The 12,936-nt window shown below is 67.0% G+C and carries 10 protein-coding genes and 1 pseudogene; 3 read left to right on the forward strand and 8 right to left on the reverse strand.

The features are described from left to right. The first annotated feature begins 201 nt into the window (after positions 1-201). Both A9971_RS03720 and A9971_RS03725 read left to right on the forward strand, forming a co-directional pair. On the forward strand, positions 202-1,260 hold the full coding sequence (locus tag A9971_RS03720) for an aromatic ring-hydroxylating dioxygenase subunit alpha (protein ID WP_183001425.1): 1,059 nt from the start codon (positions 202-204) through the stop codon (positions 1,258-1,260). Positions 1,261-1,315: 55 nt separating this feature from the next. After that, a complete protein-coding gene (locus A9971_RS03725) occupies positions 1,316-2,266 on the forward strand; it encodes a PDR/VanB family oxidoreductase (RefSeq protein ID WP_183001426.1) in 951 nt (316 codons plus the stop codon). Positions 2,267-2,270: 4 nt separating this feature from the next. On the opposite strand, the gene A9971_RS03730 is transcribed toward A9971_RS03725, so the two are convergent. The 6 genes from A9971_RS03730 to mdlC form a co-directional block, all read right to left on the reverse strand. Continuing rightward, positions 2,271-2,984 (reverse strand): GntR family transcriptional regulator, encoded by a 714-nt coding sequence (locus A9971_RS03730; RefSeq protein ID WP_123430605.1) that lies wholly within the window; start codon positions 2,982-2,984, stop codon positions 2,271-2,273. 267 nt (positions 2,985-3,251) lie between these two features. Then, a complete protein-coding gene (locus A9971_RS03735; RefSeq protein WP_370059509.1) occupies positions 3,252-4,490 on the reverse strand; it encodes an OprD family porin in 1,239 nt (412 codons plus the stop codon). Positions 4,491-4,628: 138 nt separating this feature from the next. Further along, positions 4,629-6,104 carry an aldehyde dehydrogenase family protein gene (locus tag A9971_RS03740; RefSeq protein ID WP_183001427.1) on the reverse strand — a complete coding sequence of 492 codons (1,476 nt, stop codon included), beginning with the start codon at positions 6,102-6,104 and terminating at the stop codon, positions 4,629-4,631. Positions 6,105-6,242: 138 nt separating this feature from the next. Next, positions 6,243-7,166: a ketopantoate reductase family protein gene (locus A9971_RS03745; RefSeq protein WP_053152266.1), complete on the reverse strand. Its 924-nt coding sequence runs from the start codon at positions 7,164-7,166 to the stop codon at positions 6,243-6,245. Between the two features lie 43 nt (positions 7,167-7,209). Beyond that, the gene (locus A9971_RS03750) at positions 7,210-8,601 is read right to left on the reverse strand and encodes an MFS transporter (RefSeq protein ID WP_183001428.1); all 1,392 of its coding nucleotides are present in this window, start codon (positions 8,599-8,601) and stop codon (positions 7,210-7,212) included. A gap of 81 nt (positions 8,602-8,682) precedes the next feature. Further along, the gene (gene mdlC, locus A9971_RS03755) at positions 8,683-10,269 is read right to left on the reverse strand and encodes a benzoylformate decarboxylase (RefSeq protein WP_015635942.1); all 1,587 of its coding nucleotides are present in this window, start codon (positions 10,267-10,269) and stop codon (positions 8,683-8,685) included. Between the two features lie 115 nt (positions 10,270-10,384). Between mdlC and A9971_RS03760 the strand changes: the two genes are divergently transcribed. Then, entirely contained in the window at positions 10,385-11,281 is an 897-nt protein-coding gene (locus A9971_RS03760; RefSeq protein ID WP_011061759.1) for a LysR family transcriptional regulator, read from the forward strand. 53 nt (positions 11,282-11,334) lie between these two features. Here A9971_RS03760 and A9971_RS03765 read toward each other — a convergent pair. Together A9971_RS03765 and A9971_RS03770 are read right to left on the reverse strand one after the other, a co-directional pair. Continuing rightward, a pseudogene (locus A9971_RS03765) lies at positions 11,335-12,640 on the reverse strand (MFS transporter); the annotation flags it as partial. Beyond that, complete coding sequence (locus A9971_RS03770; protein ID WP_134532605.1) at positions 12,637-12,915, reverse strand: hypothetical protein; 279 nt, start codon at positions 12,913-12,915, stop codon at positions 12,637-12,639. The gene A9971_RS03770 and the pseudogene A9971_RS03765, both read right to left, overlap by 4 nt. Positions 12,916-12,936 lie beyond the last annotated feature (21 nt).

Raw genomic sequence — 12,936 nt, forward strand, 5'->3', positions numbered from 1 at the left:
CCCCGCAACTGCCCACCGGCCCTTCGGCGCGCCGCGCCTTGACGCGCGAACAATGGATCCATAACCCCCCTTCACTGGATCCAAAATCCCTATGACAACCGATTATCGAACACTAAATCAGCATATTTGTTTGACACCCCCAGAGCGCCAACCATTTAATGGATCCATTAAATAAAAACAACAAACGCCTGGAGAGACGTCATGTACCCCAAGAATGCCTGGTACGTTGCCTGCACCCCCGATGAATTGCAGGGCAAGCCCCTGGGCCGGCAGATCTGCGGCGAACACATGGTGTTCTACCGCGCCCATGAAGGTCGGGTAGCCGCCGTCGAGGATTTCTGCCCCCATCGCGGCGCGCCGCTGTCCCTGGGCTATGTCGAGAACGGCAACCTGGTATGCGGTTATCACGGCCTGGTGATGGGCTGCGACGGCAAGACCGTGGAAATGCCCGGCCAGCGGGTGCGCGGCTTCCCCTGCAACAAGACCTTCGCCGCGGTGGAGCGCTACGGTTTCATCTGGGTCTGGCCCGGCGACCAGGCCCTGGCCGACCCGGCGCTGATCCATCACCTGGAATGGGCCGACAACGATCAATGGGCCTATGGCGGCGGGTTGTTCCACATCCAGTGCGACTACCGGCTGATGATCGACAACCTGATGGACCTGACCCACGAAACCTACGTGCATGCCTCCAGCATCGGCCAGAAGGAAATCGACGAGGCGCCACCGCAGACCACAGTAGACGGCGATCAGGTGGTCACCGCCCGGCACATGCACAACGTCATGCCGCCGCCCTTCTGGCGCATGGCCCTGCGCGGCAACCAGCTGGCCGACGACGTGCCGGTGGACCGCTGGCAGATCTGCCGCTTCAGCCCGCCCAGCCATGTGCTGATCGAAGTCGGCGTGGCCCATGCCGGCCACGGTGGCTACGACGCCCCTGCGCAGTACAAGGCGTCGAGCATCGTGGTGGATTTCATCACCCCCGAAAGCGACACCTCGATCTGGTACTTCTGGGGCATGGCGCGCAACTTCAACCCCCAGGACCAGGCGCTCACCGAGAGCATCCGCGAAGGCCAGGGCAAGATCTTCAGCGAGGACCTGGAGATGCTTGAGCGCCAGCAGCAGAACCTTCTCGCCCAGCCCCAGCGCAACCTGCTCAAGCTCAATATCGACGCCGGCGGCGTGCAGTCGCGCCGGATCCTGGAGCGGCTGATCGCCCAGGAGCGCGAGCCCCGGGAACCCTTGATCGCCACAAGCCGTTAACCCCCCGAACCCGACAGGCTGGCGGCCCGGATGCGGCCACTGGCGAGGACCGATGATGATCGACGTACTGGTGGCCGCGCGCCACGACGAAGCCCTGGACATCTGCAGCTTCGAACTGGCCGCGGCCGACGCAAGCCCCCTGCCCGCCTTCAGCGCCGGCGCCCATATCGACGTGCATCTGGCCAACGGCCTGGTGCGCCAATACTCCCTGTGCAACCACCCCGCAGAGCGCCACCGCTACCTGATCGGCGTGCTCAAGGACCCTGCCTCCCGCGGTGGCTCCAGCAGCCTGCACCAGCAACTGGAGGTGGGCACGCGCCTGCGCATCAGCGAGCCACGCAACCTCTTTGCCCTGGAGCACGCAGCACGGCGCAGCCTGCTGTTCGCCGGCGGCATCGGCATTACCCCGCTCCTCAGCATGGCCGAACAGCTGGCCCACAGCGGCGCGGATTTCCAGCTGCACTACTGCGCTCGTTCGGCCCAGCGCGCGGCCTTCGTCCAGCGCTTGCAGGCCTCGCCCTTTGCCGAGCGGGTGAGCCTGCATTTCGACGAACAACCGGACACCGCCCTGGATATCGCCCAGGCCCTGGCCGGGCCCCGGGACAACGTGCACCTGTATGTCTGCGGCCCCGGTGGCTTCATGCAACACGTGCTGGACAACGCCCGGGCCCAGGGCTGGAAGGAGCAATGCCTGCACCGCGAATATTTCAGCGCTGCGCCCATCGACCACAGCGCCGACGCCAGCTTCGCGGTGAAGCTGGCCAGCAGCGGCCAGGTCTTCCAGGTACCGGCCGATCGCAGCGTGGTCCAGGTGCTGCAGGACCAGGGCATCGAAGTGCCGATTTCCTGCGAGCAAGGGATCTGCGGCACCTGCCTGACCCGGGTGCTGGAAGGGGTACCGGAGCACCGCGACCTGTTCCTCACCGAGGACGAGCAGGCGCGCAACGATCAGTTCACGCCCTGCTGTTCCCGGGCCAGGAGCCCGCTGCTGGTGCTGGATCTGTAGAGCCTCACTGCGGGCGCAGGATCAGCCTCATGCGCTCGTCGGCCACGGCCGAGCCGAAGATCTCGGCATAGCGCAAGGTGGCGTTGGCATGCTCGCGCATCAGGGCCTCGGCCCGCGCACCCTGGCCATTGACCAGGGCATCGAATATCGAGTGATGCTGCATGTGGGCATAGTTGAAGCGCCGGTATTCCCGGGCCATGTCCTGGCGGTCTACTGCCAGGGCGGTGACCGAGGCGAACGGCAGGTGGTCGTTGCGCGCCAGGGCATCGGCGATCGCCGGGTTGCCGCTGCCCGCCACGATCACCTGGTGAAAACGCATGTTGAGGTCGTGATAGAGCTCCAGGTCCTCTTCGTTGACATAGCCCTTGTCGAACAGCGCATCGCCCTCGACCAGGCAGCGTTCGAGAATCGCCCGGCCCTCGGTCGACAGCCCGCGCTCGGCGGTCTGGCGCGCCGCCAGGCCTTCCAGCACCCCGCGCACCTCCACCGCCCCGGCGATGTCTTCGGCGCTCACCGAACGCACCTGAAACCCGCGACCGCCGAACCGCACCAGCAGGCCTTCCTGCTCCAGGGTGCGAAAGGCCATGCGCACCGGCATGCGTGACACCCCGAACAGCTCGGCGGTGGGCACCTCCATCAAGCGCTCGCCTGCCGCCAACTCGCCCGAGGCGATCATCTTGCGCAGCGCGACCAGCACCGTTTGACCGGGTTTGCTCATCCGGGCAGCTTCCTGAAAACGTGGGCGGCCATAGTAACGCAAGCCCCCCCGCAACACGCACCCCGAGATTGCCGTAGCCATACGAAGCAGCACGAAACAGCGGCTACCTTGTAGCCGCTGCCGAGCCTCGGCGAGGCTGCGCAAAGGTCCGCAGGACCTTGCCTGGCGATCTGCCGCCGGACCTCCAGCGCCCGTGGAATCGCTGCGTCTGCTGCGTCGGAATGCCGCCCAAGCCGTTCGCAGCCTGCGGCAGCGGCTACAGGGTTTTCAGAGCGACAGCGGGTAGCTGACAATCAGCCGGGTCTGGTCGAAGTCGCTGTTGAAACTGCGTCGGTTGGTGGCGTTGTTCAGCCGCAGGCTGAGGTTCTTCAAGGTGCCGCTCTGCAGGGTGTAGCCGATCTCGGTATCGCGCTCCCACTCATGGCCGTCATTGCCCACCTTGGTGGTGGCGCTGTCGCCACGACCGTAGCGCACCATGGCCAGCAGCCCGGGAATCCCCGAGGCGGCGAAGTCATAGTCATAACGCACCTGCCACGAACGCTCGCCGGCGTTGCTGAAGTTGCCGTTGAACATGTCGTTGCCCAGGGTCCGGCCGCTGCTGCCGTAGACCGACATCCAGGGGCTGTCGCCGCTGACTTTCTGCAACCCCAGGTACAGCGTGTGCCCGGCCCGGGAGGCGGAGAACAGGCCATAGGCGGTGTGGCTGTCGACCCGGCCGATACGCGCGCTGCCATCGTCGCGGTCGATGAAGTAGCCCAGGTTCGCCCCCAGGGTCCAGTCCCCTAGCGGTTGCTTGTGCAGCAGGTTGAAGTAGCTCTGGCGGTAGATGTCCTCCAGCTGCGAATGCCAGACCCCGAGCAAGGTGCGCTGCTGGTTGAAGCGGTATTCGGCACCGGCGTAGTTGAAGCCGTCGGACTTGACCCCGGGCGCGGCCCAGGCCGAAAGGTCCTGCATGTCCGAGGAGTTGCGCAGGCTGACGGCACGGTACTGCCCGGCCTGCAGCCCCAGGCCGCTGATCTCTCGGGAGACCAGCATGGCCCCGCGGAAGGTTTGCGGCAGCAAGCGGCCGTCGTCATAACGCAGCAGTGGAATGTCCGGCAGCAGCTCGCCGACCTTGAACTCGGTGGCGGAAATCCGCGCCTTGAGGGCCGCTCCGGCGCGACCGAAATTGTCCGCGGCGCGCCCGTCGTCGTGCACCGGCAGCAACTCCGAACCGCTAGTCTCGCGACTGCTGTCGAGCTTGAGGCCGAACAGGCCGATGGCGTCCAGGCCAAAGCCCACGGTGCCCGGGGTGTAGCCGGAGCTGAACTTGAGGATAAAGCCCTGGGCCCACTCCTCGACCTGGCCCTTGGGCGCGTCATGGTCACGAAAATCCCGGTTGAAGTAGTAGTTGCGCAGCAGCAGGTCGGTCTTGCTCCCCTCGAAAAAACCGCTGTCGTCGGCGGCCCAGGCGGGCACGCACAGGCCCACGGACAAGCAAGCCCCCACCAGGGAACGGCACTGCATCGGATGACGGGTGTTCATTATTATTGTTCTCCGCTTTTCATAGGCGCAGCCGTGCCCGACAGGCCGACAAGGGCCCACGCGCTCACGGATGCTCAAAAGCCCGGCCAGGGCGGCCGGGCGTTATTCAAAGGTGCCGGGTCAGAAGGGATACTGACGCGGCCGGTGCTGCAGGCTGATCCAGTGGTCCCGAGTGAATTCATCGATCGCCCAGTCGCCGTTGAAGCGCCCCAGGCCTGAGTTCTTCTCGCCACCGAAGGGCGCGTTGGCCTCGTCGTTCACCGGCACATCGTTGATGTGGGTCATGCCGGCGCGCACCTGCCGGGCGAAGTTCACCCCGCGCTCCAGGTTGCCGGTGAACACCGCACTGGCCAGGCCGAATTCGCTGTCGTTGGCCAGCTCCAGGGCATGGGCTTCGTCCCGGGCGCGCAGCAGCCCCACCAGCGGGCCGAAGATTTCATTGCGCGCCAGGTCCATGTCGGCACGCACTTCGCCGTACACATGGGGCGCCAGCAGGTTGCCGTTCTGCCTGCCCTCGTACAGTGGCTCGGCGCCCTGCTCGCGGGCCAGGGCGATCTTGTCCTGCAGGCCCTGCAACTGGCGGGCGTTGATCACCGGGCCAATCACTGTGTCCAGCGATTGCGGATCACCCACCTTGAGCTGCTTGACCCGGGCCACGAAGCGCTGGGCGAAGGCGTCATAGAGGCGCTCGTCGACGATGATGCGGTTGATCGCCATGCAGATCTGCCCCTGGTGCAGGAACTTGCCGAACACCGCGGCGTTCACCGCCTGTTCCAGGTCGGCATCGTCCAGTACCACGAACGGGCTGTTGCCCCCCAATTCAAGCGCCACGTGCTTGAGGTGCTCGCCGCCACTGGCGATGCGGCCGATGCCGCGCCCCACCGGGGTCGAGCCGGTGAAGGTGATCAGCGCCGGCACCGGGTGCTCGACAAAGGCATCGCCGATCTCGCTACCGGCCCCCACCACCACGCTGAACACCCCGGCGGGCAGGCCCGCTTCCTCGAAGATCCTGGCCAGCAGCAGGCCGCCGCACACCGGCGTATCGCTGGCCGGCTTGACCACCACCGCGTTGCCCAGGGCCAGGGCCGGGGCGATGGAGCGCTGGGTCAGGTGCAGCGGGAAGTTCCACGGGCTGATCACTCCGACCACCCCCAGGGCGCTGCGGTACACCCGGCTTTCCTTGCCCGGCACATCGGATTCGACAATCCGCCCGTGGACCCGCGCCGGGAAGGACGCCGCCTCCAGGGTGATGGCCCGCGCCGCGCCCCACTCGGCCAGGGCCTTGATCCGCGTGCTGCCGGATTCGCGAATGATCCAGTCGACAATTTCCTCCTGGCGCCGGTCAAAGATCGCCACCGCCTGGTGCAGCACCGCCGCGCGCTGGGACGGGCCCAGGGCCGCCCATTGCGGCTGCACCTGGGCGGCCTTGGCGTAGGCCGCGTCCAGGTCGCTGCGGTTGGCCTGGGCCAGTTCCAGCAGCTGTGCACCGTCGAATGGATTGCTCACCACCAGGGTCTTGCCGGAGGCGCCGGCGCGCCACTGTCCGGCGATGGGTTGCAGGTGCAGATCGCGATAGACCGCGTTGGAATCACTCATGGAAAATCTCCTCATGGAACAGCATTCATAAACCGATGTGTCACACAAAAGCCGGCGTATGCAGGAGCTGGCTTGCCAGCGAAGGCGCCCGCCAGCGCCACACAAGCCCCAAGGCCCTCTTCGCCGGCAAGCCGGCTCCTACGAGGCGGCGCGTTTTTCGATCAGGCGCAGCAGGCCCAGCAGGGTTTCGGTGTGGGGCACAGGCACCCCCGCCTGCCGCGCCCGTTCCAGCACCTGGCCATTGATGGAGCCGATCTCCGTGGGCCGCCCTGCCAGCACGTCCTGCAACATCGAAGGCTTGTGGGTGCGGTGATGGGCAATGGCGAACGCCACACTGTCCAGGCAGCCCTGGGCATCCAGCTCTATTCCCTGGGACCTGGCCACCGCCACCACCTCCAGCACAATGGACCGGGCCAGGGCCACGCCTTCCGGCGCTGCGTCCAGCTGGCCCACGGTGCAGCCGGTGGCGGCGCACAGGCTGTTCAAGGCGGCGTTGAAGGCCACCTTCTCCCAGATAGAGGTCCAGACCTGCGGGTCCACCGCACAGTTCAGCCCGGCAGCGTCCAGCACCGCCGCCACCTCCTGGCTGGCGTTGCGCTCGCGGCTATCGAGGGCCAGCACCCGCACCATGCCCTGGCCGTGGGAATGCACCTGCCCCGGCCCGACCATGTCGGCGGGCCAGTTGGTCATGCCGATCAGCACCTGCTGCGGGGCCACATGCCGGGACAGCGCCTCGGCATTGCCCAGGCCGTTCTGCAGGGTCAGTACGAGGGTGTGGCCGGCGATATGCCCGGCGACACTGCGCAAGGCACTGTCGGTGTGCAGGGTCTTGGTGAAGACCAGCAACAGGTCGGGGTGCCCCGTGGCCTGCTCCGGACGGCAGGCGTGCAGGCCGGTAATGCGCCGCTCGCCGCTGTCGGTGGCCAGCAGCAGGCCGTCGCTGCGGATCGCCGCAAGGTGCCCGTCGTTGATGTCCAGCAGGGTTACCTGCTGGCCGCTTTGCGCCAGCAGGCCGCCAAACAGCGAACCCATGGCGCCCGCGCCAAGAATGGTGATATTCATCGAACCTCCTGTTTGAGTGGCCGGTTCACGCACCGGGCCGCGTTCATGACTGGCCCGGCAGACGCCGGGGAATGTGCCGGCCCACGATCAGCAGCGCCAGCAGCGCCATGACCATCACCGAACCCAGCAGCGTGAGGTAGCCGTTGGCGCCGCCCTGGGTAATCACCAGGGCTCCGGCGAAGGCACTGAGAATCGCCCCCAGGCGCCCGAAGGCCAGGGCCGATGCGGTGCCGGTGGCGCGCACACTGGTGGGGTAGATAAAGGCGCACAGGGCAAACATGGTGGACTGCACGGCGTTGACGAACAGGCCGTGCACGCCGAAGCCGAAGATCAGCAGCCCGGTGTCCTGGTGGATGTCCACCACCTGCAACAAGAAGGCGCTGGCCGCGCCGCCGGCGCAGCAGATCAGCAGCGGCCAGAACGAACCCCAGCGAGTGATGGCCACCGCGCACACCAGTGCCCCGATCACCCCGCCCAGGTTGTAGGCGGTCAGCCCGGAACCGGCCACCGACAGCTCCAGGCCTTCGGACAGCAGCATGGTGGGCAGCCAGCTGAAGGCGCTGTAGACCGCGGTCAGGCACATGAAGAACGCGACCCAGAGGGCCAGGGTGTCACGCCCGTAGCCCAGGGCGAACAAGGCGCGGAAACCACCCTGCTTCTCGCTCTTCTGTTCCAGGGCATCGGTGTAGACCACCCCCGCCGCCATCGGCCGGCCCATGCGCCCGAGCAAGGTGCCCAGCTCGTTCCAGCGCTGGGGCCGGCGCGCCAGAAAGCGCGGCGACTCCGGCAGCGTCACCAGCAAGGCAAAGCCCAGGACGATGGGCAGGCTGCCGCCGATGAAAAACAGGGTGCGCCAGCCGTACAGCGGCAACACATGGGAGGCGAACAACCCCGCCAGCATCCCGCCCAGGGGCACGCAGACAATGGTGGCCGTCACCGCCAGGGTACGCCGCCGCGCCGGGGTGAACTCGGCCGTCACCGTGGTGGCGCTGGGCAGCGCACCACCGATGCCCAGCCCGGCGATAAAACGCAGGGCCGCCACCGCCAGCGCATTGGGCGCCAGGCCAATGGCGCAAGTGGCCGCACCGAACACGAAGACACTGGCAATGATCGCCATGCGCCGGCCGAACCGGTCGGCAAACAGACCGGCACAGGCACTGCCGATGCCCATGCCGATCAGCCCGGCCGCCACCGCCGGAGCGAACGCCTCGCGGGTGATGCCCCACTCCTTGATCATCAGCGGAATGGCAAAGCCGATCAGTTGGCCGTCGAAGCCGTCCATGACGATAGACAGCGCCGCCAGCAACACCACCAGCTTCTGCATGCCGGTGAAGGGGCCATGGTCGAGCAAGGTGCCGATGTCGGCGTGGGTGGAACCGGAACGCGCCGGCTGGGGCGCGTCATCTATCACAGCAGTGACCGAAGTCGTGTTCATAACCACCTCTTTTTATTCTTCTGGTGAGTCCGCAGGTTGCGGTTGGCAAGGCCGGGCTCGCGCCCGGCGACAAGGCAGCCCTCAGGGTTCGATGGTCAGGGTCGGCACCTCGATCAGTACCGGGCGGTCGCCCGCCAGGGCTTCACTCAGGGCCTGGGCGAACGCCTCGCGGGTGTTGGCCTGCACCGAGTGCACGCCATAGCCGCGGCCGATGGCGCAGAAGTCCAGGCCGGGCACGTCCAGGCCCGGGGCGTCGCTGACCTGCAGCACACCGGCGAACCAGCGCAGGGCGCCATAGGTGCCGTTCTTGAGGATGATGAACACCACCGGGATCTGGTACTGGGCGGCCGTCCACAGCGCGGTGATACCGTAGTTGGCCGAGCCGTCGCCAATGACCCCGATCACCCGCCGCTCCGGCCGGGCCAGTTGCACCCCCACCGCCGCTGGCAGGCCGAAGCCCAGGCCACCGGCGGCCGGGAAGTAGTAGCTGCCGGGTTCGCGCATTTCCACCCGCTGCCAGAAGGCGCCTACGGTGGAGGTGGACTCCTTGACGTAGATTGCGTCCTTGGGCGCCAGCTCATCGATCACGTCGAACACGGTTTCCGGGCGCAGCAGGCCGCCCAGCTCCTCGACCGGAGCAGCCGGCGGCAAGGCCTGGGGCTGCGGCCGGTCGCAATCCGGCAGCGCCCAGACCAGGGCCTGCAGGGTCTCGGCGATGTCCCCCACCAGCGCATCGCCCATGGGCGCACGCGCCGCTTCGCCGGGGTCGCAGGTGATGTGCAGCAGCTCGGTGCCCGCGGGCAGGTAGTCCCCCGGGGCGAACTGGTGGTAGCGGAATACCGGGGCCCCCACCACCAGGATCAGGTCATGGTCCGCCAGGCAGCGGCTGATGCCGGCAATGGCTGCCGGCAGCACCCCGCGAAAGCTCGGGTGACGGGTGGGAAACGGGCAGCGCGAAGCGGACGGCGCGACCCAGGCCGGCATGCGCAGTTTCTCCGCCAGTTGCACGGCCAGGTGGTTGCTCTGGCTGCCATCCACATCCGGCCCCAGCACCAGCACCGGGTTGCGCGCTGCCGCCAGGCGCTGCACCAGCGAACGCAATTGCGCCGCCGAGGGCAGCCCGGCAGTGGCCACCTGGCGCCGGGCCAGATGCTCGACCCCGGCCGGCGCCGGGCGGGCCCAGTCGTCGTAGGGAATGGACAGGTACACCGGGCCCTTGGGCGCCTGGTTGGCCATGTGGATCGCCTGGCTCAGGGCCCGCGGCACGTCCTCGGCGCAGGCCGGCTCGGCGCTCCACTTGACCAGGGGCTTGGGCAGCTGCGGTGCATCGACGTTGGCCAGCATCGCCTCGACGCCGATCATCGAGCGCACCTGCTGGCCGGCGGTGATCACCAGCGGGCTGTGGGAGTACCAGGCATTGGTCAGGGCGCCCATGCCATTGCCGGTGCCGGCCGCGGCGTGCAGGTTGACGAAGGCCGGCTGGCCGCTGGCCAGGGCGAAGCCGTCGGCCATGCCCACCACCGCGCCTTCATGCAGGCCGAGGATGTAGCGGAAGTCTTCGGGGAAGCCCTTGAGAAAGGGCAGCTCGTTGGAACCCGGGTTGCCGAACACGGTGGTCAGGCCTTGTTGCCGCAGGATGTCGTAGGAGGCGCTATGGACGGTTTTCATATGGACCTTTGCCGCTGTTTTTTAGAATTTGAGTTACTCTTGCAGCCGCCACGAAATTGATCAAATCGATACTATCTCTATTAAAAATAAGACCCGTCTATATCCATGAGGCAGCATGAGCCACATCGATCTGAACCTGATCCGCACCTTCGTCACCCTCTACGAAGCCCGCAGCGTGACCCTGGCCGCCGAGCGCCTGTTCGTCACCCAGCCCTCGGTCAGCTACGGCCTGGCGCGGCTGCGCGAGCTGTTCGACGACGGCCTGTTCAGCCGCACCCGGGACGGCATCCAGCCCAGCCAGTTGGCCGATGAGCTGTACCCGGCCTTTCGCGAATCCCTGACGCGGATCGAGAACACCGTGCACAGCACCCGGCGCTTCGACCCGGCGACCACCGAACGGCGCTTTCGCATCGCCCTCTCCGACCTTGGCGAAATGGGCTTCCTGCCGCTGATCCTGGCGCGCCTGAACCAGCAGGCCCCCGAGGCCGAAGTCGAAGTCCTGCCGCTGCAGGTGGACCAGGCCGGCGAGTGGCTCAGCAGCGCCAAGGTCGACGCGCTGATCTGCCGCAAACCCTTGACCGGCACCCGCAGCCAGGTGCTGATCCGCGAGCGCTACGTGTGCCTGCTCAGCGACCGTCATCCGCGCATCGGCACCCAGCTGAGCCTGGAGCAGTTCCTCGCCGAGCGGCACATCGCCGTGACCCGCACCACCGGCCACGGCAGCGTCGAGGACGTGCTCAAGCAGATGGGCGCCCGGCGCCGCATCAGCCTGCACGTGCCGCACTTCTCGGTGCTGCCCAAAGTGCTGCCCGGCACCGACCTGCTGACCGTGCTGCCAGCGCAGATCGCCCGCCTGTTCACCCTCGAAGGCGGCCTGCGGCAACTGGAACTGCCGTTTTCCGTGGGGGAGTTCGAAGTCTCGCTGCACTGGCACCCCAACAGCGACAGCTCCGCCGCCCTGAGCTGGTTCCGCCAGGCCGTGGCCGCGGCGATCATCGACGGCCAGTCTTGAAACAGCGCCCGCCGCCTTATCCGGTTCCGCGGGCTAAGCCAGGGCCGCTTGCGCCTGCGGCGGCGCCGGGCGCAGCAACAACAGGCAACCCGCCGCCAGCACGAAGACCACGGCAAACACTGCGTACAGGTGCAGCGGCTGCCAGCCGGCATCCAGCAACACCCCGGCCACCGTGGGCGAGACAATCGCGCCAATGCGCCCGATGCCGATCCCCCAGCCGACCCCGGTGGCCCGTACCGAAGCGTCGTAGACCACTGGTGACAGGGCGTAGAGCCCGGCCACGCAGCCGTTGGCGAACAGCCCGATCAGCAGCCCCAGGCCCAGGGCCGCGGCAATCGAGGAGGCCGAGCCGACGAACAGCACCAGCAGCCCGGCGGTCACCAGCATGAACAGCGACAGCACCCGGGTCAGCGGCCAGCGCGAGGACAAGCCGCCAACCAGCGCCGCGCCGAAGATCCCGCCGACACTCAGCAGCACCCCGCCGGTGATCCCCTGCTGCGCCGAGAGCCCGGCGGCCACCAGCAGTTTCGGGGTCCAGCTCATGACGAAGTAGAAACCGAACATCACCAGGAAAAACAGCAGCCAGATCAGCAGCGTGGTGCGCCGCATCGGCCCGGCGAACAGTTGGCCAAAACCGCTGCCGGCGCCCTGCTCGCGTACCGCTGCCGCGGGCATTTGCAGCAGTTGCGGATGGCCCAGGCGCCCGGCCAGGCGATTGATTCGCGCCAGGGCATCGGCCGGCCGCCGGGCCAGGAGAAAGTCCAGGGATTCGGGGAGCCAGAGCAGCACCAGGGGGATCACCAGCAAGGTGACGATGCCGCCGAACAGGAACACCGAGCGCCAGCCCCAATAAGTCAACAGCCACACCGCCAGCAGCCCGCCCAGGGTCGCGCCCAGGGCATAGCCGGTGGATTGCAGGCTGACCGCCAGGCCGCGCCAGCGGCGGCTGGAATACTCGGCGGCGATCACGTTGCTGCTGGCCAGGATGCCGCCGATGCCCAGGCCGGTCAGGCCGCGCAACAGCGCCAGTTGCAAAGGGCTCTGGCTGCCGGCCGAAAGCAGCATGCCGACACCCGACAGCAGCAGGCAGAACAGGATCAGCGGCCGGCGCCCGAAGCGGTCGGCCCAGGGCGCGATAAACAGCGAACCGGCGGCCATGCCGAACAGACCGGCACTGAGCAGCAGACCGATCTGCGCCCCGTTGAGTTGCCACTCGGCGGACACCGAAGCGGCGGTGAAGGCCATCACCAGTACATCGAAGCCGTCGATCATGTTGAGGACAATGCAGATACCGATCGCCAGGCACTGGAAGGAGCCCATCGGGCCTTGGTCGACCCGTTGCTTGAGATCGAGGTTCATGGGCGCACCTGCCATTCGGCCAGGACCCGAAGCGCAACACCCAAAGAACCTGTGCACACAGACAGCCAGCGCGCGCCAGCCAGGCGGCTGCACACCGTCGATAAGACATTCATGACGAAACCCTTATTGTTGTTTTTATTGCCGACGGTCAGGAGGGCTCCTGCCATCGCCAGGTCGCCAATAAAGCGCTTAATGGATCCAATAACAAGAGACGAACGGGCTGAAACGGCTGAGCAAAAGATCCCAGACCAACCAGGGTCGGGGTTAATTTCCATAGGGATCAAATGCTTAGATGC

This window comes from Pseudomonas sp. UME65 (assembly GCF_014170225.1).
Classification (GTDB): domain Bacteria; phylum Pseudomonadota; class Gammaproteobacteria; order Pseudomonadales; family Pseudomonadaceae; genus Aquipseudomonas; species Aquipseudomonas protegens.

Bases quoted from the DNA above. Each gene is read 5' to 3' on its own strand.
- A9971_RS03750 (WP_183001428.1), bottom strand. From the start codon at position 8,601: ATGAACACGACTTCGGTCACTGCTGTGATAGATGACGCGCCCCAGCCG.
- A9971_RS03760 (WP_011061759.1), top strand. From the start codon at position 10,385: ATGAGCCACATCGATCTGAACCTGATCCGCACCTTCGTCACCCTCTAC.
- A9971_RS03730 (WP_123430605.1), bottom strand. From the start codon at position 2,984: ATGAGCAAACCCGGTCAAACGGTGCTGGTCGCGCTGCGCAAGATGATC.
- A9971_RS03735 (WP_370059509.1), bottom strand. From the start codon at position 4,490: ATGCAGTGCCGTTCCCTGGTGGGGGCTTGCTTGTCCGTGGGCCTGTGC.
- A9971_RS03720 (WP_183001425.1), top strand. From the start codon at position 202: ATGTACCCCAAGAATGCCTGGTACGTTGCCTGCACCCCCGATGAATTG.
- A9971_RS03745 (WP_053152266.1), bottom strand. From the start codon at position 7,166: ATGAATATCACCATTCTTGGCGCGGGCGCCATGGGTTCGCTGTTTGGC.
- mdlC (WP_015635942.1), bottom strand. From the start codon at position 10,269: ATGAAAACCGTCCATAGCGCCTCCTACGACATCCTGCGGCAACAAGGC.
- A9971_RS03725 (WP_183001426.1), top strand. From the start codon at position 1,316: ATGATCGACGTACTGGTGGCCGCGCGCCACGACGAAGCCCTGGACATC.
- A9971_RS03770 (WP_134532605.1), bottom strand. From the start codon at position 12,915: ATGGAAATTAACCCCGACCCTGGTTGGTCTGGGATCTTTTGCTCAGCC.
- A9971_RS03740 (WP_183001427.1), bottom strand. From the start codon at position 6,104: ATGAGTGATTCCAACGCGGTCTATCGCGATCTGCACCTGCAACCCATC.